Genomic DNA, 21,733 nt, shown 5'->3' on the forward strand with positions numbered 1-21,733 from the left:
AAAGTAGGAGGAATCACTAATGGCCTGTCATTATATTGCAAAATTAAGTGAACAAGTTGAAAGAGAGCACGTTAGATACAATAATCGTTATGGTCTAGCGATTGCTGCAGATGTTTATAAAGCGAAAAACCTTGATTTAAGCAAGAAACATCCAGCTCTGATCGTTGGAGCTCCTTATGGTGGTGTCAAAGAACAAGGCCCTTGTGTGTATGCCAATGAACTAGCAAAGAGAGGATTTGTTGTGCTAACTTTCGATCAATCCTTTATGGGAGAATCAGCTGGAGAACCTAGAAATGTTTCATCACCTGAAATTTTCACCGAAAATTTCAGCGCAGCAGTCGATTTTCTTGGAACTAAACTTTCGTATGTGGACCGTGAAAAGATCGGTGCCATTGGAATCTGTGGATCAGGTGGATTTGCGTTATCTGCTGCACAGATCGATACTAGAATTAAAGCAATTGCAACCTGCAGTATGTATGTCATGACATCAGCAGTACGTGATCTGTTAGATAAGCAGCAATTAGAAGAGACGAAGCAAAAATTATCGTTGAAGAGATGGGAAGATTATGAGAAAGGATATCCAGAATACATTCCATTTTTCCCAGAAGAAGCCTTAGAGGTCGTACCAGCAAATCTGCAAGAGTCGACGGCAGAATGGTTTAGATTCTATGCCACTAAAAGAGGGCACCATCCAAACGCAAGAGGTGGCTTTACGACAACCAGTGATTTAGCTTTCTTAAATGCCGATTTAACAGCCTTTGTTCATGAAATTTCTCCAAGACCAATTCTATTAGTGATCGGAGATTGTGCACATTCTAAATTCTTCTCAGAAATGATCTATGAGAAAGCCTTAGAGCCAAAAGAACTCTATGCCGTAAAAGATGCTGAACATATTGATTTATATGATCGAGTCGATCGAATTCCATTTGATAAGTTAGAAAAATTTTTTAAGACAAATTTGAAATAAATTCACCAAAACAACGAAGATAATAATTAGAATAGATTTCAATTGATGAGTCGCTCATCAAATTTAAAAAGAAAGAAGGAGAAATAATGTTAGGAAACTTTACATATTGTAACCCAACCAAACTGTATTTTGGAGATCAATCACTTCATAATCTAAGTACTGAGCTTGAGAACTATGGTTCAAATATTTTACTTGTCTACGGTGGTGGATCAATTAAGAAAAATGGTATTTATGATGAGGTCATTAATATTTTAAAGGATAGTGGAAAAAATATTGCAGAAATACCAGGGGTTATGCCAAATCCAACGATTTAAAAACTTCGCGAGGGTGTAGCCATCGCAAGAGATCATAAAATAGATTTAATTTTAGCTGTCGGTGGGGGTTCAGTATGTGACTATGCCAAAGCGGTCTCGGTTTCGATTCACTGTGATGAAGATCCATGGGATAAATACTTTATCCGTTTTGAAGATGTGAGCTGTGAAATCGTACCGGTTGGATGCGTTTTAACAATGGTTGGAACAGGTTCTGAAATGAATGGTGGAACTGTTATTACAAATCATGAACAAAAACTAAAGATTGGTCATGTCTTTGGTGAAAATGTTAATCCGAAATTCTCAATCTTAAATCCAAACTATACCTTAACACTTCCAAAAACACAAATGGTGGCAGGTTTCTATGATATTATGAATCATATTTGTGAACAGTATTTCTCAGGAGCTGATGACAATACAAGTGATTATATCAGTGAAGGTTTAATGAAATCGTTAATTCATTCAAGTCGTATCGCCATTCAAGATCCAAATAATTACGAAGCAAGAAGTAACATTATGTGGACGTCAACATGGGCACTCAATACGTTAGTAGCTAAAGGAAAATCAACCGACTGGATGGTTCATATGCTTGGGCAAGCGGTTGGGGCTTATACCGATGCCACTCATGGAATGACGTTATCAGCTGTATCTTTAGCCTATTATCGATATATCATGCCATATGGACTCGATAAGTTTGTCAGATTTGCGACTAACGTGTGGGATGTTAAAGTAGAAGGAAAAACAAAGGAACAAGTCGCAGCAGAAGGACTTAATGCAATGGAAAACTGGATGAAAGAACTTGGTCTAGCGATGAATATCACGGATCTTGGTGTGACAGACGAGATGCTAGAAGGACTTGTTCATTCAACAATTATTCTTCCAGGTGGATACAAAACGCTAACACCTGAAGAAATTTCAACTATTTTTAAAGAAAGTATGTAATGATTCGCACTTGTAGGACATAATGTTAATGTCTGATAAGTGCTTTAATGGATAGATGAAAAGGAGAGAGTCATGGAATATATTGAGCTAAATAATGGAGTACGAATGCCACTATTAGGACTTGGAACCGTTAATCTACATGGAGATAGCGGGATTGAAGTTATCAAGAAGGCGATTGAAGTCGGCTATCGCTTAATTGATACAGCAAGAATGTATCATAATGAAGAGACAGTCGGACAAGCGATTATCAAAAGTGGTATTGACAGAAACGAGCTATTTATCACCACAAAGCTATGTCGTAGTAGCAATAGTTATGAAAAAGCGAAAAGAGATATTGACGATTCATTAAAAAAATTACAACTTGATTATGTTGATCTATTGTTAGTTCATGAACCTTATGTTGAATCGTATGAGATGTATCAAGCGATCAAAGAAGCCTATCAAAGTGGAAAAGCAATAGCCATTGGAATTTCAAATTTTAATCGGAAGTGCTACCGTGAATTTATTGAAACGTGTGGCGTGATTCCAGCTGTCAATCAAATGGAGTCCCATGTTTATTTCACACAACATGAGTTACAAGTAGAACTTGAAAAGCATGGAACTAAGATGCAAGCATGGAGTCCTTTGGCTAATGGGAAAAAGAATTTACTCAACGAACCGATTCTTGTAGAACTCGCAGAGCAATATCATAAAACACCGGCACAGATTGCACTCCGTTTTCTAATCCAGAATGGGGTATCAGCCATTCCAAAAACAACCAGTGAACACAGATTGAAAGAGAATCTTTCTATTTTTGACTTTAACCTATCAAAGGATGAACTAGAAAAAATTAGGACACTGGATGAAAAAGTGTCTATAACAGATTGGTATCGCTCAGATTGGTTTTAATCGTCATATCAATCATGTCATTAAATGATAGTCTAAAATAAAAAATAACAGCTCCATTTGGAACTGTTATTTTTTTTAGTTCGTTTATTTCTGTTGTAATGAATCGCAAATCTTTTCAAGATGATCTGTAATCTGGAAGAATACGTGATAGAAATGTTCACGTTCAGTCTCGCTAAGGTTACTAGAACCTTGGCTTACAGCCTCTGCTATCACCCGATTCAATTGCTTATTTATCTCGTTACCTTCTGCTGTTAGCACCATTTTGGTACGATATTTGCGTCCTGAATCGATCTCAACCGGCTTGATTAATCCTTTTTCAGTTAAATCCACCATCGTTCTTGAGACAGCCGCCTTATCTTCTATACAAAGTTTACATAGCTGAGTCGCTGTTAGTCCTTCTGGATTTTTACCGAGATAGTAGAGATACATCACATGGCTAGCTTTTAATCCCATACGTTCTGTTTCAGTAAGCTTGATTTTTTGGATACACTTATACGCCTTGGTGACAGATGTTGTAAATGCCTCGAATCGTTCAATCAGATCAATCATAATCATATCCTACCTTTAACTTTTGATAAGACGTTTGTAAAGACATCGTCCCTTTTTTGTGATTTAAGAACTTCATAGAAGTAGAAGGATAAACAAATAGAGAAAATGCAAGTAAAAACTGTGCCGGATAATAGGTCCCAAGACATAAATAACCGGCTACTGGAAGATCTGCAAATGACTTTAACATGAGCATGAAATCTGAAATGAAGAATAAAAGACTTCCGATTACAATGATAAGATTTGTCATGTTCGTTTGTCGAAGTGAATTTGAAATGGCTTTACCTAACATAAATGAAATGATGACCGCGTAGACACCACAAACACCTTGCATTAAAGCCCCTCCAAAATTCAAAAATGGAGTAAAGAAAATCACCATTAAGGAAATGAGTGAAATCATCATCCCCCATAGGAAATCTTTACGGTTCATTTTATCTAACATACAATAAGAGGCAAAATAAAAAACATGACCTAGTCCAAAGACGATGGTTCCCAAATAGAAATTAAGGTTAATGAGAATATCTCCTAACATCGCAATCGTTAACGCAATGATCATCCAGATTGGAAATTTTAAATTCTCCTTATTTTTAATGCAATACATCAGATTAATTAGTCCTGTGATAACAAACAAAAGACTGGCAATCGCCTTAACTAATAATCCGTTACTAGTCATGTAAAACATATCAAAAATCAATATAAATGTTAGCATGATAACATTTGTGACTACAAATAATTTTTTCATCGTTATTTCCTTTCAATTCAACTAAACAATTTTGTTGATTTATCAACAAACAAAAATTTAACACGAACTTGTTGAGTTGTCAACAAATTCAAAATCTCCCTTCATTAAATAACAATGATCTCTATTTAAAAATCAAACCAGAATCATTCATTTCATGCGGTAACTTGTCACAGAAAACATTTCATCATGAGGAGTTCATGAACTGAATAAAGTCAATTTAGAAAAAACGATGAGAAAAGCTCAACTAAAGTTCACTTGATAGCTTGACTTGAAGTGAACTCCAAGACGTATAATCCACTTAGAAACACAAAAAGACAAATGGGAGGAAAACGATAATGGAATATACAAAATTAGGAACTACCGATATTACGATTTCACGTCTTTGTGCAGGATGCATGAGTTTTGGGGATTCCAATACTAATTTTCATTCGTGGACGTTAAATAAAGAAGAAAGTGAAAACTTGGTGAAGCGTGCACTCGATTTAGGAATTAATTTCTTTGATACAGCAAATGTTTATTCTGCCGGAACAAGCGAGGAATATCTCGGACGTGCCATCAAACATAATGTCCCACGTGATCAAGTTGTCTTAGCCTCAAAAGTTTATTTTAATGAGGGGCACTTGAAGAAAGAGGCCATTCACCGTGAAATTGACGGCACATTAAAACGTTTAGGCACTGATTATTTAGATTTATATCTCATTCATCGTTTTGATTATGAAACACCAATGGAAGAAACAATGGAAGCTTTAAATGAACTGGTAACATCAGGTAAAGTGCGTGCTATTGGCGCTTCTGCCATGTATGGCTATCAATTTCATAACTTACAACTTGTAGCAGAAAAAAATAACTGGGCAAAATTTCAATCGATGCAAAATCATTACAATTTACTCTACCGAGAAGATGAACATGAACTAATTCCAATTTGTAAGCAGATGAATGTTTCACTCACACCGTATAGTCCACTGGCAGCGGGAAGATTAAGTCGTTTAGAGTGGAAAAGCGACAGCTTGCGTAGTCAAACTGATAAAATAGCTGTTTCAAAATATGATTCGACTGCAGAAAAAGATCATGAAATTGTCCTACGTGTCCATGAACTTGCACAACAACATGAAGCAAGTATGACTCAAATTGCGCTTGCTTGGCAACTAGCAAAAGGTGTCGCATCACCTATTATCGGTGCCACAAAAGAAAAATACTTTGATGATGCAGTCGGAGCCTTTAACGTAAAGTTAACTCATCACGATATCGCTTATTTAGAAGAATTATATCAGCCTCATAAAATTGTGGGAGCCATTTAAGAAGAGAAAGAGGAAAAGCCTAAATGAATGAGATCATGATCTTGTATCAAGACCTTGCTTCTTAATCTTTCTTCATGATCATCCATTCAAAAGCCAATTGACGCGACTGGTGTTTCTTCAAGTCAAACGTCTATTAAAACCATTTTAAACGTCAATAGTTTGCTAGAGGAGTAACAGCCTCTTATTTCCATAGACGATAAAAAACTTAAGCCAGCCATGACTAGCATAAAGATAGGATATGTTTAATTATTGTTTATTTTAGGTCTTGCATTGAAGTTTACTCCAAGTGTTACAGTAATCATATCCTATTCATCAGATAAGGTTATAGATTGATAGGATACTAGAGGAGGAATGAATGATGGGGAAAACATTAATTGCGTATTTTTCACGTAAAGGTGAAAACTATGTCGCGGGACAAATTCGCCATTTAGAAAAAGGAAATACTAAAATCGTAGCAAAAAAAATTCAAAACCTCATCGGAGGCGATTTATATGAAATCAAACCAGTCATACCGTATGCTGATGATTACGATACGTGTATTCAACAGGCGAAACAAGATTTAAATGAAAATAAGCGCCCCCTAATTGCAACACCGCTTCCAAATCTTGAAGGATATGAGACGATTTATATTGGCTACCCAAATTATTGGGGGACGATGCCGATGCATGTGTTTACCTTTTTAGAGGAACAAAACTTAAAAGATAAACATATCAAACCTTTTTGTACACACGAAGGTAGTGGAATGGGGCATAGTGAATCCGATTTAATTCAAATTTGTCAGGATGCTTATCTTGAAAAAGGTTTAGCAATTATCGGTTCAAACGTTTCAACTTGTGATGACTTACTACGCAGATGGGTATAGGAGGAAATAAGATGGCTATTTCAGACTTTGCCAAAGAATATCATGAAAAAATGTTTCCAAATTTCGAATCTAATCTAGCTAAAACAGATGCAGACTTGGTAGAGATTTTTAATAACTTTGCCTTCGATGAGGTGATCAATCAAACGAAATTAGATGATCAGACACGGATGATGGCTATATTGGCTTCATTAATTGGATGCCATGCGATTGATGAATTTAAAATTATGCTATTGGCAGCCTTAAATTTAGGTGTGACGCCTGAAGTCGTCAAAGAAATCGTGTATCAAGCCGTACCCTATGTTGGAATGGGGCGTGTTTATCCATTTTTACATGCCACAAATGAAATATTCGAGCTTTCAAATATTTCATTACCTTTAGCAAGTGCAAAGACAACAACACCTAAAACCCGCCTATAAAAAGGAATTGAAGCACAAGTTGAGATTTTCGGCAATCATATGTCTGAATTTTACAAATCAGGACCCGCGGAAACGAAACATATCAATTACTGGTTAGCAACTAACTGCTTTGGAGATTATTACACACGACGTGTCTTAGATTTAAAACAACGTGAAATGCTGACCTTCTGTTTTTTAGCAGCCCTTGGAGGTTGTGAACCTCAATTAACGAGCCATGCTGTTGCAAATATGAGGATTGGAAATGATAAACTATTTCTAATTGATATTGTCTCAGTCTGTTTACCGTTCATTGGATATCCACGAAGTTTAAATGCGATTCGCTGTATCCAACAAGCGTCAAAATAAAAGGAGGCATTTAAATGAATCAAGATAACATGATTTTTGAAATGGGAAATCCACTTCCCGAAATGTTTAGTCAATATTTTATTGGCAAAGCCTATTTAAACATGCTAACAACAGAAGGGGTTCCTATTGGAAATGTGACCTTTGAACCAGGATGTCGTAATAATTGGCACATTCATCATAAAGGAGGGCAAATTCTATTAGTCACATCGGGACGTGGCTATTATCAAGCATTTGGTGAAGCCCCAAGAGAATTGCATCCTGGCGACGTGATCCAAATCCCAGCCGGAGTTAAACATTGGCACGGCGCAGCACCCGATAGTTGGTTCTCTCACCTTGCAGTCGAAATTCCCGCAGAAGGTAGCTCAAATGAATGGTGTGAACCTGTGAGCGATGAAGAGTATAATCACCTGAAATAACTAATCTAAAATCATGTGAGAGAAAAGTTAATATTTTTAAGATAATTCCGAGGAAATCGGGCACTTTTTCACTGTTTCGCTAAAATAATCTAATCTCTTCCTGTCATTTGTCTTCTCATATTTAAAAGAATCTTTCTTTTCTCATTTTTGTCCTTCAAACCAATTGTTTCACTATATTTCATTCAAAGTGAGCGCGAATGTGTATTTCGTGTTAAAATATGGATATCATTTGATGAATTAGGGTGAGACAGATGAATAAAATTCAAATTATTTCCTTTATTAAAGAAGAGGAGTTAACCATTAAGGCAACTGAAATGTTCGTCACAAAAGAAATAAAACAAGAGAAAAAGCGATATTATCGGATTGCTGATCACTTCATTGAACTGATTTATCTCGATTTAAACTGCTTAAGTGAAATTTCAAATCTGCCGTTATCAAAAGCGACTCAACGGATCCTATTATTAAAAGAAATCACATTTGAGCTCGAACAGCGAATCTATTCCATACTTCAAACTAAAGATATTTTAATCTTTACCGGTCATTTATCAGAGCATTTATCCATTTTTCCAACTATTATTAAGTTTGAAGAGCTAACGTCTTCAAAGAAATTGAATTTAAATCTTTTGATTTACTTATTAAATCAAAGCAACCTGTTATCAACGTTAAAAAGTCACCATTCCAGTCTATTTTTGCTTACGGGTGAGACGACAGAAACTGAATTAGTCTCGACTATTGTCACCCAAACATTAAATCAACTCTCACAAATTGAAACAGCACAAAGGCTTAAATTATACCTTTTTACTCCCTTTGAGTTAAGTTTAATCGATTTAGCAGATATTGAAGATCCAATTAATGAGTATCTCATGAATCCTTTGTTTGAAATTGAACAATTTAAAAACGTTAATCAAGATTATCAAATCTGTTATGCAGTGGTTGCATTGAATTAAAAATCCCTTCTGATGGTATGTCAGAAGGGATTTTTTTATGAATGTAGACTATAAAAAAAACAAATTATACATCAGATTGTTAAAAAATTCACTTAAATAACTTCAATAATTATTAAAAAACTTCAACAAATTGTAGAACCTTGTCGAAACTTATACAATGTTTGTGAGCAAATAAACAAAGGCTTAAAAAGTAAAACGATATATAAAGGAGTAGACGTATGTTAGAAATCATCAAAAGCACATTAAGCGATAACGCCATTTTAGGTGCTATTTTCTCATCAGTTTCAATTATCCTTTTAGGATTTTATTTACGAAAACGAAACATGATTAATTCAACCGCTTCTAAAATGTTAACAAAGGTTGTCTTAACTGTCTCTTTACCCGCGTTAGCCTTCACTTCTTTTATGAAAGATATCAACGGTGAACAATTGAAACAAGGGATGAGCATGTTAGTATGGGGATTTGCCATTTATCTAATCTTAATTCCATTAACAAAAATCATGTTTGCAAAAGTTAAAGGGGATAAGCAAGATGTTTATCGCGTTTTAACAATCTTTGGTTCGACGACTTTCTTCGGAACACCGATTGTAACCGCAGTTTACGGAGCCGTTGGAACAATGTATTCTAACATCTTTAATATTGCTTACCGAGTATTCTTATACTCTTACGCTTTTATTAAAATGTCAGGAACAAAAATGGATAAAGAAAACTTCAAGAAAAATATGAAAGAAATCTTCTTAAATCCAATTATCTTAGCAACCTTCTTCGGATTATTTATCTGGTTATGCCAAGACATGCTGCCTCAAGTTAACGTCACAGTGAACGGAGAGGTTAAACAATATGCCTTCTTACGTCTTGATCAAACGTTACCTTGGTTCTATAAAGCACTAGATTATTTAAAAGCATTAGCGTCACCACTTGCTTGGATTTCAATTGGGGCCACTTTAGCAGAAGTTCCATTCAAAGATGCTATCTCTCAAAAAGATGCATGGGGATATAGTTTCATTAAAGTTTTATTCATTCCAGTCATTAACTTAGTTTTATTAGTTCTTGTCAATCAATTTGGAATTCTTCCAGTTTCATTTGAAGGGATGGCAACAACAGTCATCATGATGGCAGCACCAACAGCAACAGTCGCAGCAGCCTATGCCATTAACTATGACCGTGAAGCATTATTTACCTCAAACTGTTCATTACTATCAACAGTCGTTGCCGTTATCGCCATGCCAATTTGGATCGTGGTGTTAGAGCTAATTAAAACACTAGGATTATTCTAAGAGAGATTTGATTATTTAACCTTAATACCCAAAAAGGAGAAGATGAAAATGACTAAATTAGTATGTTATGGAGTACGAGAAACTGAAGTTCCTTTCTTCCATGAAATCAATAAAAAATTTGGATATGATCTTAAATTAGTAACACTTGGACTAAATCATGAAAATGTGAAAGAAGCCATTGGAGCTGAAGCAATCATGGTTCGCGGGAACTGTAAAGCAGATCGTCAAAACTTAGAATTATTAAAAGCAAATGGATTAGAATACCTCTTAACTCGTACGGTAGGATTTGATCATGTTGATTTAGATGCGGTTAAAGACTTAGAGTTAAAATGTGCTCGCGTGCCAGGTTACTCACCAAATGCTATTAGTGAGTTAGCTGTTTCTTTATCAATGATGTTATTACGTCATACAGCATATACGGTTAATCGTACAAGTCAAACAAACTTTACGATTGATCCATTCATGTTCAGTAAAGAGGTTCGTAACTGTACCGTAGGAATTATTGGAGCAGGAAAAATCGGTTTAACGACAGCTCAACTATTCAAAGGGTTAGGAGCTAATGTGATTGCTTATGATGTGTTCCAAAGTGACGTGGCAAAAGAAATTGTTGAATTTAAAGATTTAGATGCTGTCTTAGCAGAGTCTGATGTGATCTCAGTTCATATGCCATATATTAAAGGGGTAAACTATCATATGATTAATGAAGAGTTTATCGCTAAAATGAAAGATGGAGCCATTTTAATTAATACGGCTCGTGGTGAGATTCAAGATATTGATGCGATTATCAAAGCAGTTGAATCTAATAAATTAGGTGGATTTGGTACGGATGTTTTAGAAGGGGAATCTGCTGTCTTCTTTAAAGATTTCAAAGGCGCTGCTTTAGAAAATCCTTCATTCCAAAAATTAATTGACCTTTATCCTCGTATTTTAGTGACACCACATATCGGATCATATACCGATGAGGCGTTAACAAACATGATCGAATATTCTTATGAGAATTTAAGAGATTATTTAAATGAAGGAACATGCAAAAATAGCATTGCCTAATCATTCAAAGTATATTGTCACACGTGATGTGACAATATGCTTTTTTTTGTGAATATTAAAGTCTGAATCCTCAAAGGATAATAAAAGATAAAATTTCATAGCGAGTGTGATGATGTCATGAAAAAGCAATGAACGTTTAAAACTAAAATCATTTTATGGACACTTAGTATAACGTCCATTCCCTTAATTATTTCATATCTTATTTTTCTTAATTCTAAGTTACACGACTTTGATGAAAAGATCAAAATGTCTCTTCAAGAAACTGGATTTAGTATGGCACATAGTGTCCTCATTAAAGAGAAATTAATCACTCATGACAATGATGGTAGCATTCAAAAGTATACGTTAGATTTTATTGAAAACTTGAATAATGTGGATTTAATCGTCGTAGCAGATATGAATGGAATCAAATACTCCCACTTAGATGAAAGTCAAATTGGCCAAGTCTATGTCGGCTCTGATAAACAAAAAGTATTAGCCACTGGTGAAAGATACTTTTCTATTATGGAGGGATCTCAAGGGAAGACGCTCAGATGGTTTGAGCCTATTTTTGATGAACAACAGCAAATCGGTTTTGTCATGGTTGGAAAATATTATCGTGATATCACGGTGGCTAATACCGACATCATGCGTAATTATGTTTTACTTTGTCTAAGCGTGATTGGATTGGCAGGAATTGGGGCTAAATTCTTTTCATCAAGCATTCAAAAACGCATGCTTAATATGGAGCCTGAAGAAATTGCAAGGCTATACCGTCAAAAAAAGATTATCATTGAAAGTGTAGCAGATGGTATTATCGCCTTAGATGCTTCGCAACACGTGATTGAACTCAATAACCGTTGTAATATGATGATTCCAGATTTTAATGTCACTAGCTTAATTCAACGTCTAGAGCCTTACATCGATTCTTATACCGACTTTACGATGAAAGAATTCATTATCCAAGATAAAAGACTCTTTATAAATCTTCATCATCTCTTTCAAAATGAAGTATACTTAGGAAGCGTCATTACGTTAATGGATCGAAACAATATCCACGATATCGCAAAAGAAATCACTGGGATTGATGAAGTCATTAAAAATTTAAGAGTGACCATTCATGAATTCAAGAATAATTTACATGTCATCTTGGGTTTAATTCAACTCGATAAAGTGGAGGAGGCAAAATCATATATTTTAACCCTTCAACAAACTCGGGCGGAAACTGAAGTGAAGTTTCATTCGATTGAGGATCCTCTGATTAGAGCTTTACTTATGAGTCGGTCATTAGTTGCGAAAGAACGTCAAATCGAGTTTACCTTAACCGAAGAGTCCTTTTTATATCCCACTCATCAACGCATTACGGCTTATGATCTGGTGACCATTATTGGAAATTTACTCGAAAATGCCTTTGAGGCGTGTTCCTCTTTAGAAACCTCTTCGAAAAAAGTCGAAATTTCGTTGTACGAGGATGAGACTTCCCTTGAAATTCAAGTGAGAGATAACGGTGAAAAAATTAATCCAGCGTTTAAAGATAAACTATTTGAATCCGGTATTTCTACGAAGGGTGAACATCGTGGTATCGGTCTTTTTCTTGTCAAAAATCGAGTTGAATTATATCATGGTACAATTGAAATTGAAGATTTTGATGAAGAAAAAATATTCGTAATTATGATTAATAAGGGAGAGTATGATGGATAAAGTATTAATTGTAGAAGATGACCCAATGGTTGCCTTAATTAATAAACGTTATTTACAACAATTTAGACAGATTGAAATCTTTGGTCCTGTTATGTATGAAGAAGAGGTCTTATCCTACTTAGAAGCACAAAAAATTGACCTCATTATTATGGATGTCTTTCTTCCGAAAAAAAGCGGTCTAGAGATTCTTAAAACAATACGTGAAAAAGAATATACGGTGGATGTCATTATGGTCACTGCTGCTAATAGTTCAATGGAACTTAAACAAGCATTTGCCTATGGAGCGATTGATTACTTAGTTAAACCTTTTGAATCTATTCGATTTGAAGAAGCTTATAAAAAATATCAAAGTAAAAAAGGGTTACTGTTAAATCAAAAATCAATGACACAAAAAGAAATCGATGCTTTTATGAAAGCTTCATTGTCTCAACAGGTTGAAGAGTTACCGAAAGGATTAAATAAACGAACCCTAGAAAAAATTACACTCTTTTTAAAAGAACATCCCGATCGCATTTGGACGTTACGCGAGATTGCTAATGAAACAAAAATCAGCAATGTCACCATCAAAAAATATATGGATTACTTAGAGAGTCAAGATAAATTACATGTTCAAGCAACGACTGGAAATGTCGGAAGACCGGAGTTAAAATATTCAATTAAGCTATAAAAAGAGATTATCCTATCCCCGTTCACATATAATAAAAGTAAGAACGAGGAGAGGGGAATTGGAATGATTTATAGCAAACATAAATACCTTGGTTTTCTAGGGCTACTTGCATTAATTGGGTTAAAAGGGTTTGTAACAGAAGAATACCTTTGGTTTTTATTCTTCCTCAATTACGGTTGGTTTACCTTTTTCTATGAAAACAGCCCCATTTATAAACGTCATTTAGACAAACGATTAAACAGCTAAATAAAAAAGATAAAAGGGAAACCGTCAGAATGGATAGTTTCCCTTTTATCTTTAAATGAGATTTTTGACCTAATATAGTCTCTTGGATGTTCTATCAAAAGGAGATTAATGTCACCTTATCCTAAGACCCAAGGTGTCTCTTTAACTGATGAATTATTTTATCCAATTCTTCTAATCAATGGGGTATAGCCGATGATATAATCGATTCGATTTAATAGATCCTCTGATAGTGTGATGGCGCTAGCTTGGACATTTTTCTCAATTTGTTCTGGTTTTGAAGCCCCAGTAATCACTCCACTAATACATGGACGTCGTAGAATCCAAGCCAGAGATAAGACGGGTAAGGAAATACCGAGTTCATGAGCGATTTGAAGAAGAGCTTCAACTTTTTCTAAGTTATCGTCTGTTAACATAGCATTTACTTGATTATATTTAAGCGTTGCACGCGAATCCTGAGGAATAGGCTCACTTTTACGATATTTCCCCGTTAATAAACCTTGAGCTAGCGGACTGAAAGGCACAATTCCAATACCGTATCGTTCACAAAGATCCATGATTTCATCTTCGATGTAACGGTCGAGCATATGATACTGAGGTTGTATCACTGAAAGAGGTCGAAGTCCCTTAGCCTCAATAATACTGATTGCTTCTGCGATTTGGGCTGCACTCCATCAGAAATCGCAAAATTAAATGGTAGTCTCGAGATGATTCAATATAAAATTGAGAATTACAAAAAAATCGGGATTTTTCATCTCGACGTGCCTAAGAATGAAGACTAAAGACTCATCTCGATGAATATCATGTAAAGAATGACCTATTAAAAGTCCTAGTTCCCATCCAACTTGGGCTTTTTTTATCACCTCTTGCTTTTTGAAGGAGCCTTTATTTAGTTTGTTTCTTATTAGAATTTTTTCACAAAATAAGATTCAAATTTAAATTAAAAGCATACAATATAGTATAAGAAATCTTTTATCAATCACTAGTTATTTTTTTATTTTACAATAAAAGCGCTTTAATAAAAAGTTTTATATGGTATAATCTAGAAAAAGGGTTTCATCATGTTTGAGGAGTGATGTGAGATGTGTGAGGTTGAGAATAATGTCAGAGTAAGCGTCAAAGGTCCAAAAGAAGAAATTGAAACGTATATTCAATGGTTAAAATGTACGCAAGAATATCAATTAAAGTCAGGTTTTGGAAAAAATATTCCCGCTTCTAAGTTATCTTTAACCGATTTTAACCTTGCAGAAGATTCATGGCAGTTTTCTAGTACCAATCTTAAGCATCAAATTAAAGCTTTTTATCGTTGGAATCTCAAAGAATTAAATTACCAAGTCAACTATATGGTTTATTACGGAACACATCCTTTAACAAATGGCACGCTATGCACGAATAAGGTAGAGGATTATCAAGACGGAATCTTTCCTGAGCTCATGAAAGCCTTTAATCCCATTCCAGCAATGCTTGCTTGCAAATGTCCAAATCTTCAAATCGAGGTAACTTGGGGAAGTTATTATCTCGAAGAAAAATATCTAAATGATTCACTTGATGATGATCAAGCCATTTAAAACAGACGTGATATCTCGATTCAATGAGGTATCACTTTTTATGTTAAATTATTCCATAACGTGTTATAATAGGAACAAATTGAGATTCAGGGGGGGATTAAAGTGGAGCAACGAACACTAACCGTAAAAGGGACGGGGCAAGCCTCGTTACCACCGGATACCATTCAACTTGATTTTGACTTAGAATCGAAAGCAGAAAATTATGATGAAACGATTAATTTAGCCGGAACACGACTTGAACAACTTCGTTCGTGTTTAGCTAACGTTGGATTTAGCAAATCTGATTTAGTGACGACAAACTTTTCCGTAAATACTGATTATGAAAGCGTCAAAAACGAAGAAGGTGAATACATTCGTGTCTTTAAAGGATACAGTGTCAGAAACAACTTAAAGCTCAGTTTCCCAATCGATACCCATCGTTTAGCTATGATTTTAGAACAACTCAGTGCATGTGAAGCCAATCCTGAACTATCCATCCACTTTTTATTAACAGACGATACCAAACTAAAAGAACTCTTGCTACAAGATGCGGTTGCAGATGCGACTCAAAAAGCCAATATTTTAGCTTTGGCAGCGGGAGTCAGACTTGATGATATATTAGCCATTACCTACGATTGGAGCAATATCGTCTATAGAAATCGTGAGATGATGTTAGAAGAAAGCGTTGCTTATTCAGCTGCAGCTATCGATATTCAACCAGATAATGTCAGTGCGAGTGACACGGTTACCATCGTTTGGGAAATTAAATAGGGGAGGGCCCATCTTTGAAAAGAACAATCAAACCCATCAGTGAAGCCTATTTAACGTGTTCATTAGATTTAGTTGAGACGGTCTTTACAGAGGCTAATGATGAAGAAGAAGGAAAAATGGTTCGATTATTAGTCGAAGAAATTAGGCATAAACGTTACCATATCCCTGAACTAGAATTAATCGCTCTTGATTCAAAGGATAATCTTATTGGATATGCCATGTTTTCAAGATTTCAGTTACAAGGACAATATGAACAGGAATTATTAATTTTGGCACCCGTTGCTGTGAAAACGTCATTTCAACGACAACATATTTCAAAAGAGTTAATTGAATACGGATTTGTTAAAGCCAAAGAAATGGGATTTAAAGCCGTGATTGTGGAGGGAAATCCACAAAATTATCGTTCAAGAGGATTTCAAACAGCAGTTAACTACGGGATTATGCCTGGAAAAAGCGTTCATTTACCTGCCATCGAGTGTCTAATGGTTAAAGAATTAGAAGAGGGGGCTTTAACCACCATGAAAGGGCTGGTAGAGTATGATGATTATGAAGCTTTAAAGTAGGCGTTTAGAATAGGAGATGTATGATGAATAAACACTTTTTATATGAAATGATTCAAACGGCTTCACCATCTGGCAAAGAATTCGAGTTACAGAAAAAAATTATGTCTTACATGCAAGACACCGTAGATGGTTTTGAAACGGATACCACAGGAAACGTTATGAGCATCTTAAATAAAGACCATGACTTTAAAGTCTTACTTGCCGGCCATGTCGATGAAATCGGGATGATGATTACGATGATTACATCAGACGGATTAGCTAAAGTAACAAACGTAGGCGGAATTCGTCCGGCTTTATATCTCGGACAAAAAGTTCGCATTCTGACCAAAAATGGCATTATCGGTGGAGTCGTCGGATATAATAATGACCTTCTTAAAAATAAGTCATTAGAAACAAAAGACTTATTTATTGATTTAGGCGCAACTTCAAAAGAAGAAGCACTTAAAGTGATTGCGCCTGGTGATTATGTTGTAGCAGATACAGATTATCTTGAGTTATTAAACAACAACTTAGCCGGACGAGCACTTGATAATCGGTTAGGGGCTTTTATTGTGATTGAAGCACTGCGTCGTGCAAAAGAGTTAGGAACACGCGTTGGAGTCTACAGTGCCACCACAGTTGGTGAAGAAACGACGATGCGTGGAGCGGTATGGGCAGCTAAAAGGGTAAAACCAGCCCTGGCTTTAATCGTCGATGTAACGTTTGCAACCGATTATCCAGGAACCAATCCGGAAGTAACGGGTGAAATTAAACTCGGTGGTGGACCGGTTTTATGTCATGGATCCATCATTAATAACCACCTAAATGATGCCCTGATTAATATCGCCAACCGTTTAAATATGCCGATTCAATTTGAGATGGCACCCGGACGTACGGGAACTGATGGAGATCGTATTCATTTTCAAAATGATGGAGTCCCATTAGCACTCATCTCAATCCCACTTCGTTACATGCATTCAGGAAGTGAAGTTTGTCATTTAAACGACGTTGAACAAATTATCGAGTTAATTGCACATTTCTTAGCCGAACTTCAACCTTGTTTTAATTTATCACCATATGCATAAAGAGAGCACTCGCTCTCTTTTTTTAAGGGAGGATTGACATGAATTTTAGAGGGACGATTTCAATCAAAAAAGAAAAAAGCATCCTTTTTAAACAATCTTATGGCTATGCTGATGTTGCCAATCAGCGAAAAAATCAACGTGAGACTAAATTTGCGACGGCCTCAGCGGGTAAAGTTTTTGTTGCGGTCGGTATTTTACAATTGATCGAACAGAAAAAACTTCACTTTGACGATACCATCGGACAGATTCTAACGATTGATTGGCAACAAATTGATACAACGATTACGATCCGCGAATTATTGACTCATACCTCGGGAATTCCCGATTACTTTGATGAGTCAGTTATGAGCGATTACGATGAGTTGTGGACAGATTATCCTAACTATAAAATTAGGTCATCTCAAGATTTAATCCCCTTGTTTATTCACAAACCTATGATGTATCCACGGGGAGCGAAATTTCAATACAATAATACCGGCTTTGTGGTGCTTGGCTTAATCATTGAAGCCATCACACATCAGTCTTTTGATGAGTATTTACAACAGCATGTCTTTAACGTCGCTCAGATGCCCTCTACTGGTTACTATGAGCTAGATTGCCTACCTGCAAACTGTGCCAATCATTATGTGTATGATGAAAAACGGCAACGCTATGTGACGAATATTTATAGCGTTGATGTAAAAGGAACAGGGGCGGGAGGTGCTTTTACAACGGTAGATGATATTGAAGCCTTCTGGGAAGCGTTGCTTGGGTATCGCCTCTTATCAAAAGAGATGACAGATGAGATGCTTCGTGTTCAAGCTGGAAATGATCAAGATCATTATGGCTATGGGATTTGGTTAACAGAGGAGAGCATTCCGTATTTTTGTGGAAGTGATCCTGGCGTTAGTTTTATGTCTTCCTATGATGTAAACACTAAAACAATCGTCACACTTTTTAGTAACTTTTCGGATAATGTTTGGTCTTTACATCGTGAGATTCGAGAATCATTATCATGAGAAAAAGACGGATATGAATTAAAGATCATCCAAATCTCACATCCCCCTATTCAAGAGGTCGGTTCCTTAGAGGGGCAAGTCCTCAAACAATTAAAAAAAATCAAACCGGATTTGATTATGATAACGGGAGATTTAGTGAATAATGCCAGGTTTAATGACGTTGACGTTTTATCCTTTTGAGAATCATGAGTATGCCATTTTGAATCGAAAATCCAGGAAGCAGGCGTTGTGTTGCTTTGAAATAACAAGATAGTACTTACAAAAGGGAAGACGCGTATTGAATGAATCGGTGTCAATGATTCCAATTTAATGAAAACCCAAGAAATGGAGGAAACCTTGAACGCGAAGGTGAATCCGGATGCATTTAGTATTTTAATGTCACACCGACCTGAATATTTAAAGCTGTATGAGGCCTATGACGTTGATTTGGTTTTTTCGAGTCATGCCCATGGAAGACAATTTCTGTTTCCTCTGATGGGAGGATTAATTGGGCCAAATCAAGGGTTATTTCCCCTCTATACAGCAGGTGTTCACCAAATAAAAAGCACAAGCTTAGAGATAAGTCGTGGCATTGAAAACAGCCTCATTCTCATTCGTTTTTACAATCAACCGGAACTAGTTTTAATCCTATTATCCTCAGATCCTAGCTTTTTTCAAAAAAACGTCAGACAATATTCGACTTTTCTTAAAAAAAGTTCTTGCAACTATTTTTAAATCGTGCTATTATTTAAGTCCGGAAATAATTAAGTTTATTTCCTACTCCAAATAGTTATAATTTACTTGTATAATTGTTAAGATATGGTTAACTAGTTTCTACCCGCGACCTTATATCTCGCGGACTACAAGTAAAAACTTTGTATGTCCTCATCATACAATCCTTTTTACTTGTTGAACACCGAAATGGCCTTCGGTGTTCTTTTTTTGATTAGAGAATAGATGAAATGCTTTCATATAAAAAGAACTCGTAAGGATTGAATAGATTCAAAATATTTCCAAACTTTTTTTCGATAAAAAAGTTGCATTTTAGATCATAGCGTGCTATTATTTAAGTCCGGAAATAATTAAGTTTATTTCCTACTCCAAATAGTTATAATTTACTTGTATAATTGTTAAGATATGGTTAACTAGTTTCTACCCGCGACCTTATATCTCGCGGACTACAAGTAAAAACTTTGTATGTCCTCATCATACAATCCTTTTTACTTGTTGAACACCGAAATGGCCTTCGGTGTTCTTTTTTTATGTCTAATTTTCAATTCTAGTTTTTTAAAAAGAAAATTCTGAATCATTAAAGGAGAAGGGTGAGGACTGAATCCTCTTCCTTTGAATTTTTATATCTAAAAATCAGCACCCACCCAAATATGAAATAAGGTAATGTTAAAATACGACATCAGGTCTTTTTATGCCGAAACTTGTAGAAACATTAAGCTGAGATTGTATGAAAAGACAGTATCTTTTTTGTGAGATTATTGGTAAAATGATAATACAAACGCTTTCTCGATAGAAAGCTTATTTAATGTGAAGACAGTTGAAGATATCAAACATATCTTGGGGATTCATATAGGGGGGATATATTAATGGAGGATTTTTCACACAATCCATTAGCAACAAATCATGAAATTTTAGAAGGGATTATTCGATTAGTTCAATTCGATATCTTATTAAATGATTACGTGGCATGGCTTGATTTTGAGGGGGATCGTGTCATTATTCCACGTCAAGAACTCGAATTGTATGAAATTAAAAGCACCTTAAATCATTATATCGGGATGAAAGTGCAATTTAAAATCATGAGTTATGACGAACAACGACGTGTTTACTTAGCTTCATGTAAAGAAATAAAAGAAGAACGTCGAAACGACATTATTGCTCGCTTAAAAGAAGGAGAGTCATTTGAGGCGACGATTACCAAAATTGTCTACTTTGGTGCCTACTTAATGATTGATGGCATTTCAGTTATTTTACGTAATCAAGACTTTTCAAATGACTACACAACCGTGGGGGATATTTATCATGAAGGGGATACGATTCTTGTTTCGTTATTAAAGGTGAATGATAATATGAAAATTAATGTTCAAGCTGTTGAAAAATATGAAACACAATCAAGCATTACCATTGAAGATTTTGAACCCCAAACCGTCGTTTATGGACTTGTTCGTAACGTTAAATCTTGGGCATGTTTTGTCAATATCGCCCCAAATTTAGATGCGATTTGTCCGGTTCCAACTTATTTTAATGTCAAAGAAGGAATGAAGGTAGCCTTCAGAATTAATCAAGTTCGATTAGATGAGGGCCGTGTCCGCGGAAAAATCATCAAAATCATTCATTAACCACAGGAATTACACCTCAATCGTGGAATTATATCACTATAAAATTCTAAAATATGATATAATCGTATCAATTAAGCGATAAAAGAATCGATTGGGGGAACTTATATGTTAGGTTGCATAATTGGAGATAACTTACGAAATCAAAAAAACTCCAGTGAAGGCATTACAATCATGATGGCGGTAGCCGATGTTTTATTATCCAAGCTTGTCTTTGAAGACTTAAGACAAGAATCCGAAAGTGACACCCTTTATCGCAATCGCTTTGATTACTTTATGACACACGCTAAAAAGACAAAAAAAGACATTCAATTAAGTCAATGGACACAGATTGCAGCCATTCCCATTGGATTTAGCTCAAACACCATCGATGAGGCAAAAGAAGAAGCAAAAAGATGTACCCGTATCATGACAGATAATAAAAAAAAGCAAGAAGAGGCAGCACTGCTAGCTAGTTTAATTTTCTTAGGAAAAGAGGGGGTACCAAAGGAAGCCATTCCTTTCTTTTTAGAAGCCGAATATAACCTGAAATTAACACCAAAGAAATCACCACTTGCACGTGCCATCTTAGATTTAATTTCACAAGAAAGTTTCGAATCTTATTTAGAGCATAATAAACTAGCTAAAAGAAGATCTTATACCTTATTATGCGGTGGACTTGGCCAAGCCTTTTTCCCGCTTCCCGCTTCTTTAAGTAATGCAACACTCGATCTCTTACATGAAGATTATAAGCGAATCGTCTTAAGCTTTCATAAAACATACGATTTAGCCTTTTAATAACGAAAAGAGCAAATTTTTGCTCTTTTTTGTTTGCTCGACAAAGGTCCCCTTGTCTGACATGAAAACATATGATATCTTAAATCGTAAAA

Annotated in this window: 25 protein-coding genes, 1 pseudogene and 2 riboswitches; of the genes and pseudogenes, 23 read left to right on the top strand and 3 right to left on the bottom strand. The window is 35.6% G+C overall.

From position 1 onward, the window contains the following. The first annotated feature begins 19 nt into the window (after positions 1–19). From HLK68_RS12390 to HLK68_RS12400, 4 genes and pseudogenes are all read left to right on the top strand, one after another. Positions 20–967, top strand: coding sequence for an alpha/beta hydrolase (locus HLK68_RS12390; protein WP_055165602.1), 948 nt, complete (start codon positions 20–22; stop codon positions 965–967). 86 nt (positions 968–1,053) lie between these two features. After that, positions 1,054–1,584 (top strand): annotated as a pseudogene (locus HLK68_RS14860) (iron-containing alcohol dehydrogenase); the annotation flags it as partial. Between the two features lie 42 nt (positions 1,585–1,626). Then, entirely contained in the window at positions 1,627–2,220 is a 594-nt protein-coding gene (locus HLK68_RS14865) for an iron-containing alcohol dehydrogenase (RefSeq protein ID WP_443259901.1), read from the top strand. A 72-nt stretch (positions 2,221–2,292) separates the two neighbouring features. Beyond that, positions 2,293–3,108, top strand: coding sequence for an aldo/keto reductase (locus HLK68_RS12400; protein ID WP_132942727.1), 816 nt, complete (start codon positions 2,293–2,295; stop codon positions 3,106–3,108). A gap of 84 nt (positions 3,109–3,192) precedes the next feature. On the opposite strand, the gene HLK68_RS12405 is transcribed toward HLK68_RS12400, so the two are convergent. Both HLK68_RS12405 and HLK68_RS12410 read right to left on the bottom strand, forming a co-directional pair. Next, positions 3,193–3,657: a MarR family winged helix-turn-helix transcriptional regulator gene (locus HLK68_RS12405; protein WP_132942726.1), complete on the bottom strand. Its 465-nt coding sequence runs from the start codon at positions 3,655–3,657 to the stop codon at positions 3,193–3,195. Then, positions 3,650–4,396, bottom strand: coding sequence for a lysoplasmalogenase (locus HLK68_RS12410; protein ID WP_009606495.1), 747 nt, complete (start codon positions 4,394–4,396; stop codon positions 3,650–3,652). The genes HLK68_RS12405 and HLK68_RS12410 overlap by 8 nt, the downstream gene beginning before the upstream one ends. A gap of 335 nt (positions 4,397–4,731) precedes the next feature. Between HLK68_RS12410 and HLK68_RS12415 the strand changes: the two genes are divergently transcribed. The 11 genes from HLK68_RS12415 to HLK68_RS12465 all read left to right on the top strand — a co-directional run bounded on the left by HLK68_RS12415 (position 4,732) and on the right by HLK68_RS12465 (position 13,597). Next, positions 4,732–5,694 carry an aldo/keto reductase gene (locus HLK68_RS12415; protein WP_009606494.1) on the top strand — a complete coding sequence of 321 codons (963 nt, stop codon included), beginning with the start codon at positions 4,732–4,734 and terminating at the stop codon, positions 5,692–5,694. A 358-nt stretch (positions 5,695–6,052) separates the two neighbouring features. Further along, positions 6,053–6,556, top strand: a complete 504-nt coding sequence (locus HLK68_RS12420; RefSeq protein ID WP_229040165.1) for a flavodoxin — start codon at positions 6,053–6,055, stop codon at positions 6,554–6,556. Between the two features lie 11 nt (positions 6,557–6,567). Continuing rightward, complete coding sequence (locus HLK68_RS12425; RefSeq protein WP_006784098.1) at positions 6,568–6,972, top strand: carboxymuconolactone decarboxylase family protein; 405 nt, start codon at positions 6,568–6,570, stop codon at positions 6,970–6,972. Between the two features lie 39 nt (positions 6,973–7,011). Continuing rightward, a complete protein-coding gene (locus tag HLK68_RS12430; protein WP_006784097.1) occupies positions 7,012–7,317 on the top strand; it encodes a carboxymuconolactone decarboxylase family protein in 306 nt (101 codons plus the stop codon). Positions 7,318–7,331: 14 nt separating this feature from the next. Further along, positions 7,332–7,733, top strand: coding sequence for a cupin domain-containing protein (locus HLK68_RS12435; protein ID WP_006784096.1), 402 nt, complete (start codon positions 7,332–7,334; stop codon positions 7,731–7,733). A 251-nt stretch (positions 7,734–7,984) separates the two neighbouring features. Beyond that, a complete protein-coding gene (locus HLK68_RS12440) occupies positions 7,985–8,680 on the top strand; it encodes a hypothetical protein (RefSeq protein WP_009606493.1) in 696 nt (231 codons plus the stop codon). A 218-nt stretch (positions 8,681–8,898) separates the two neighbouring features. Further along, positions 8,899–9,957, top strand: coding sequence for an AEC family transporter (locus HLK68_RS12445; RefSeq protein ID WP_006784095.1), 1,059 nt, complete (start codon positions 8,899–8,901; stop codon positions 9,955–9,957). A 48-nt stretch (positions 9,958–10,005) separates the two neighbouring features. Then, positions 10,006–11,004 (top strand): 2-hydroxyacid dehydrogenase, encoded by a 999-nt coding sequence (locus HLK68_RS12450; RefSeq protein WP_006784094.1) that lies wholly within the window; start codon positions 10,006–10,008, stop codon positions 11,002–11,004. A gap of 201 nt (positions 11,005–11,205) precedes the next feature. Continuing rightward, a complete protein-coding gene (locus HLK68_RS12455) occupies positions 11,206–12,684 on the top strand; it encodes an ATP-binding protein (protein WP_394806284.1) in 1,479 nt (492 codons plus the stop codon). Continuing rightward, on the top strand, positions 12,677–13,351 hold the full coding sequence (locus HLK68_RS12460; RefSeq protein ID WP_006784092.1) for a response regulator: 675 nt from the start codon (positions 12,677–12,679) through the stop codon (positions 13,349–13,351). The genes HLK68_RS12455 and HLK68_RS12460 overlap by 8 nt, the downstream gene beginning before the upstream one ends. Before the next feature lie 63 nt (positions 13,352–13,414). Further along, the gene (locus tag HLK68_RS12465; RefSeq protein ID WP_039930754.1) at positions 13,415–13,597 is read left to right on the top strand and encodes a DUF3796 domain-containing protein; all 183 of its coding nucleotides are present in this window, start codon (positions 13,415–13,417) and stop codon (positions 13,595–13,597) included. Positions 13,598–13,755: 158 nt separating this feature from the next. On the opposite strand, the gene HLK68_RS12470 is transcribed toward HLK68_RS12465, so the two are convergent. Next, positions 13,756–14,253 carry an aldo/keto reductase gene (locus tag HLK68_RS12470; protein WP_317452373.1) on the bottom strand — a complete coding sequence of 166 codons (498 nt, stop codon included), beginning with the start codon at positions 14,251–14,253 and terminating at the stop codon, positions 13,756–13,758. Between the two features lie 423 nt (positions 14,254–14,676). Between HLK68_RS12470 and HLK68_RS12475 the strand changes: the two genes are divergently transcribed. The 8 genes from HLK68_RS12475 to HLK68_RS12510 all read left to right on the top strand — a co-directional run bounded on the left by HLK68_RS12475 (position 14,677) and on the right by HLK68_RS12510 (position 21,641). Next, on the top strand, positions 14,677–15,162 hold the full coding sequence (locus HLK68_RS12475; RefSeq protein ID WP_006784090.1) for a hypothetical protein: 486 nt from the start codon (positions 14,677–14,679) through the stop codon (positions 15,160–15,162). Between the two features lie 102 nt (positions 15,163–15,264). Next, the gene (locus HLK68_RS12480) at positions 15,265–15,912 is read left to right on the top strand and encodes an SIMPL domain-containing protein (protein WP_006784089.1); all 648 of its coding nucleotides are present in this window, start codon (positions 15,265–15,267) and stop codon (positions 15,910–15,912) included. Between the two features lie 14 nt (positions 15,913–15,926). After that, positions 15,927–16,475, top strand: coding sequence for a GNAT family N-acetyltransferase (locus HLK68_RS12485; RefSeq protein ID WP_006784088.1), 549 nt, complete (start codon positions 15,927–15,929; stop codon positions 16,473–16,475). 23 nt (positions 16,476–16,498) lie between these two features. Then, entirely contained in the window at positions 16,499–17,539 is a 1,041-nt protein-coding gene (locus HLK68_RS12490) for a zinc-binding metallopeptidase family protein (RefSeq protein WP_006784087.1), read from the top strand. A gap of 38 nt (positions 17,540–17,577) precedes the next feature. Further along, on the top strand, positions 17,578–18,537 hold the full coding sequence (locus HLK68_RS12495; protein WP_006784086.1) for a serine hydrolase domain-containing protein: 960 nt from the start codon (positions 17,578–17,580) through the stop codon (positions 18,535–18,537). Positions 18,538–18,846: 309 nt separating this feature from the next. Continuing rightward, complete coding sequence (locus tag HLK68_RS12500; RefSeq protein WP_238698367.1) at positions 18,847–19,251, top strand: metallophosphoesterase family protein; 405 nt, start codon at positions 18,847–18,849, stop codon at positions 19,249–19,251. A gap of 46 nt (positions 19,252–19,297) precedes the next feature. Further along, a riboswitch (purine riboswitch) is annotated at positions 19,298–19,399 on the top strand. Between the two features lie 216 nt (positions 19,400–19,615). Continuing rightward, positions 19,616–19,717, top strand: a riboswitch (purine riboswitch). 397 nt (positions 19,718–20,114) lie between these two features. Then, complete coding sequence (locus tag HLK68_RS12505; RefSeq protein WP_006784084.1) at positions 20,115–20,867, top strand: S1 RNA-binding domain-containing protein; 753 nt, start codon at positions 20,115–20,117, stop codon at positions 20,865–20,867. A 105-nt stretch (positions 20,868–20,972) separates the two neighbouring features. After that, entirely contained in the window at positions 20,973–21,641 is a 669-nt protein-coding gene (locus HLK68_RS12510) for a hypothetical protein (RefSeq protein ID WP_006784083.1), read from the top strand. Positions 21,642–21,733 lie beyond the last annotated feature (92 nt).

The sequence above is a fragment of the Turicibacter sanguinis genome (assembly GCF_013046825.1).
Classification (GTDB): domain Bacteria; phylum Bacillota_I; class Bacilli_A; order MOL361; family Turicibacteraceae; genus Turicibacter; species Turicibacter sanguinis.

What these genes read in the sequence shown, in the direction of transcription:
- HLK68_RS12390 (WP_055165602.1), top strand. Translation starts at nt 20, where the DNA reads ATGGCCTGTCATTATATTGCAAAATTAAGTGAACAAGTTGAAAGAGAG.
- HLK68_RS14865 (WP_443259901.1), top strand. Translation starts at nt 1,627, where the DNA reads ATGGTGGCAGGTTTCTATGATATTATGAATCATATTTGTGAACAGTAT.
- HLK68_RS12400 (WP_132942727.1), top strand. Translation starts at nt 2,293, where the DNA reads ATGGAATATATTGAGCTAAATAATGGAGTACGAATGCCACTATTAGGA.
- HLK68_RS12405 (WP_132942726.1), bottom strand. Translation starts at nt 3,657, where the DNA reads ATGATTGATCTGATTGAACGATTCGAGGCATTTACAACATCTGTCACC.
- HLK68_RS12410 (WP_009606495.1), bottom strand. Translation starts at nt 4,396, where the DNA reads ATGAAAAAATTATTTGTAGTCACAAATGTTATCATGCTAACATTTATA.
- HLK68_RS12415 (WP_009606494.1), top strand. Translation starts at nt 4,732, where the DNA reads ATGGAATATACAAAATTAGGAACTACCGATATTACGATTTCACGTCTT.
- HLK68_RS12420 (WP_229040165.1), top strand. Translation starts at nt 6,053, where the DNA reads ATGGGGAAAACATTAATTGCGTATTTTTCACGTAAAGGTGAAAACTAT.
- HLK68_RS12425 (WP_006784098.1), top strand. Translation starts at nt 6,568, where the DNA reads ATGGCTATTTCAGACTTTGCCAAAGAATATCATGAAAAAATGTTTCCA.
- HLK68_RS12430 (WP_006784097.1), top strand. Translation starts at nt 7,012, where the DNA reads ATGTCTGAATTTTACAAATCAGGACCCGCGGAAACGAAACATATCAAT.
- HLK68_RS12435 (WP_006784096.1), top strand. Translation starts at nt 7,332, where the DNA reads ATGAATCAAGATAACATGATTTTTGAAATGGGAAATCCACTTCCCGAA.
- HLK68_RS12440 (WP_009606493.1), top strand. Translation starts at nt 7,985, where the DNA reads ATGAATAAAATTCAAATTATTTCCTTTATTAAAGAAGAGGAGTTAACC.
- HLK68_RS12445 (WP_006784095.1), top strand. Translation starts at nt 8,899, where the DNA reads ATGTTAGAAATCATCAAAAGCACATTAAGCGATAACGCCATTTTAGGT.
- HLK68_RS12450 (WP_006784094.1), top strand. Translation starts at nt 10,006, where the DNA reads ATGACTAAATTAGTATGTTATGGAGTACGAGAAACTGAAGTTCCTTTC.
- HLK68_RS12460 (WP_006784092.1), top strand. Translation starts at nt 12,677, where the DNA reads ATGGATAAAGTATTAATTGTAGAAGATGACCCAATGGTTGCCTTAATT.
- HLK68_RS12465 (WP_039930754.1), top strand. Translation starts at nt 13,415, where the DNA reads ATGATTTATAGCAAACATAAATACCTTGGTTTTCTAGGGCTACTTGCA.
- HLK68_RS12475 (WP_006784090.1), top strand. Translation starts at nt 14,677, where the DNA reads ATGTGTGAGGTTGAGAATAATGTCAGAGTAAGCGTCAAAGGTCCAAAA.
- HLK68_RS12490 (WP_006784087.1), top strand. Translation starts at nt 16,499, where the DNA reads ATGAATAAACACTTTTTATATGAAATGATTCAAACGGCTTCACCATCT.
- HLK68_RS12495 (WP_006784086.1), top strand. Translation starts at nt 17,578, where the DNA reads ATGAATTTTAGAGGGACGATTTCAATCAAAAAAGAAAAAAGCATCCTT.
- HLK68_RS12500 (WP_238698367.1), top strand. Translation starts at nt 18,847, where the DNA reads ATGAAAACCCAAGAAATGGAGGAAACCTTGAACGCGAAGGTGAATCCG.
- HLK68_RS12505 (WP_006784084.1), top strand. Translation starts at nt 20,115, where the DNA reads ATGGAGGATTTTTCACACAATCCATTAGCAACAAATCATGAAATTTTA.
- HLK68_RS12510 (WP_006784083.1), top strand. Translation starts at nt 20,973, where the DNA reads ATGTTAGGTTGCATAATTGGAGATAACTTACGAAATCAAAAAAACTCC.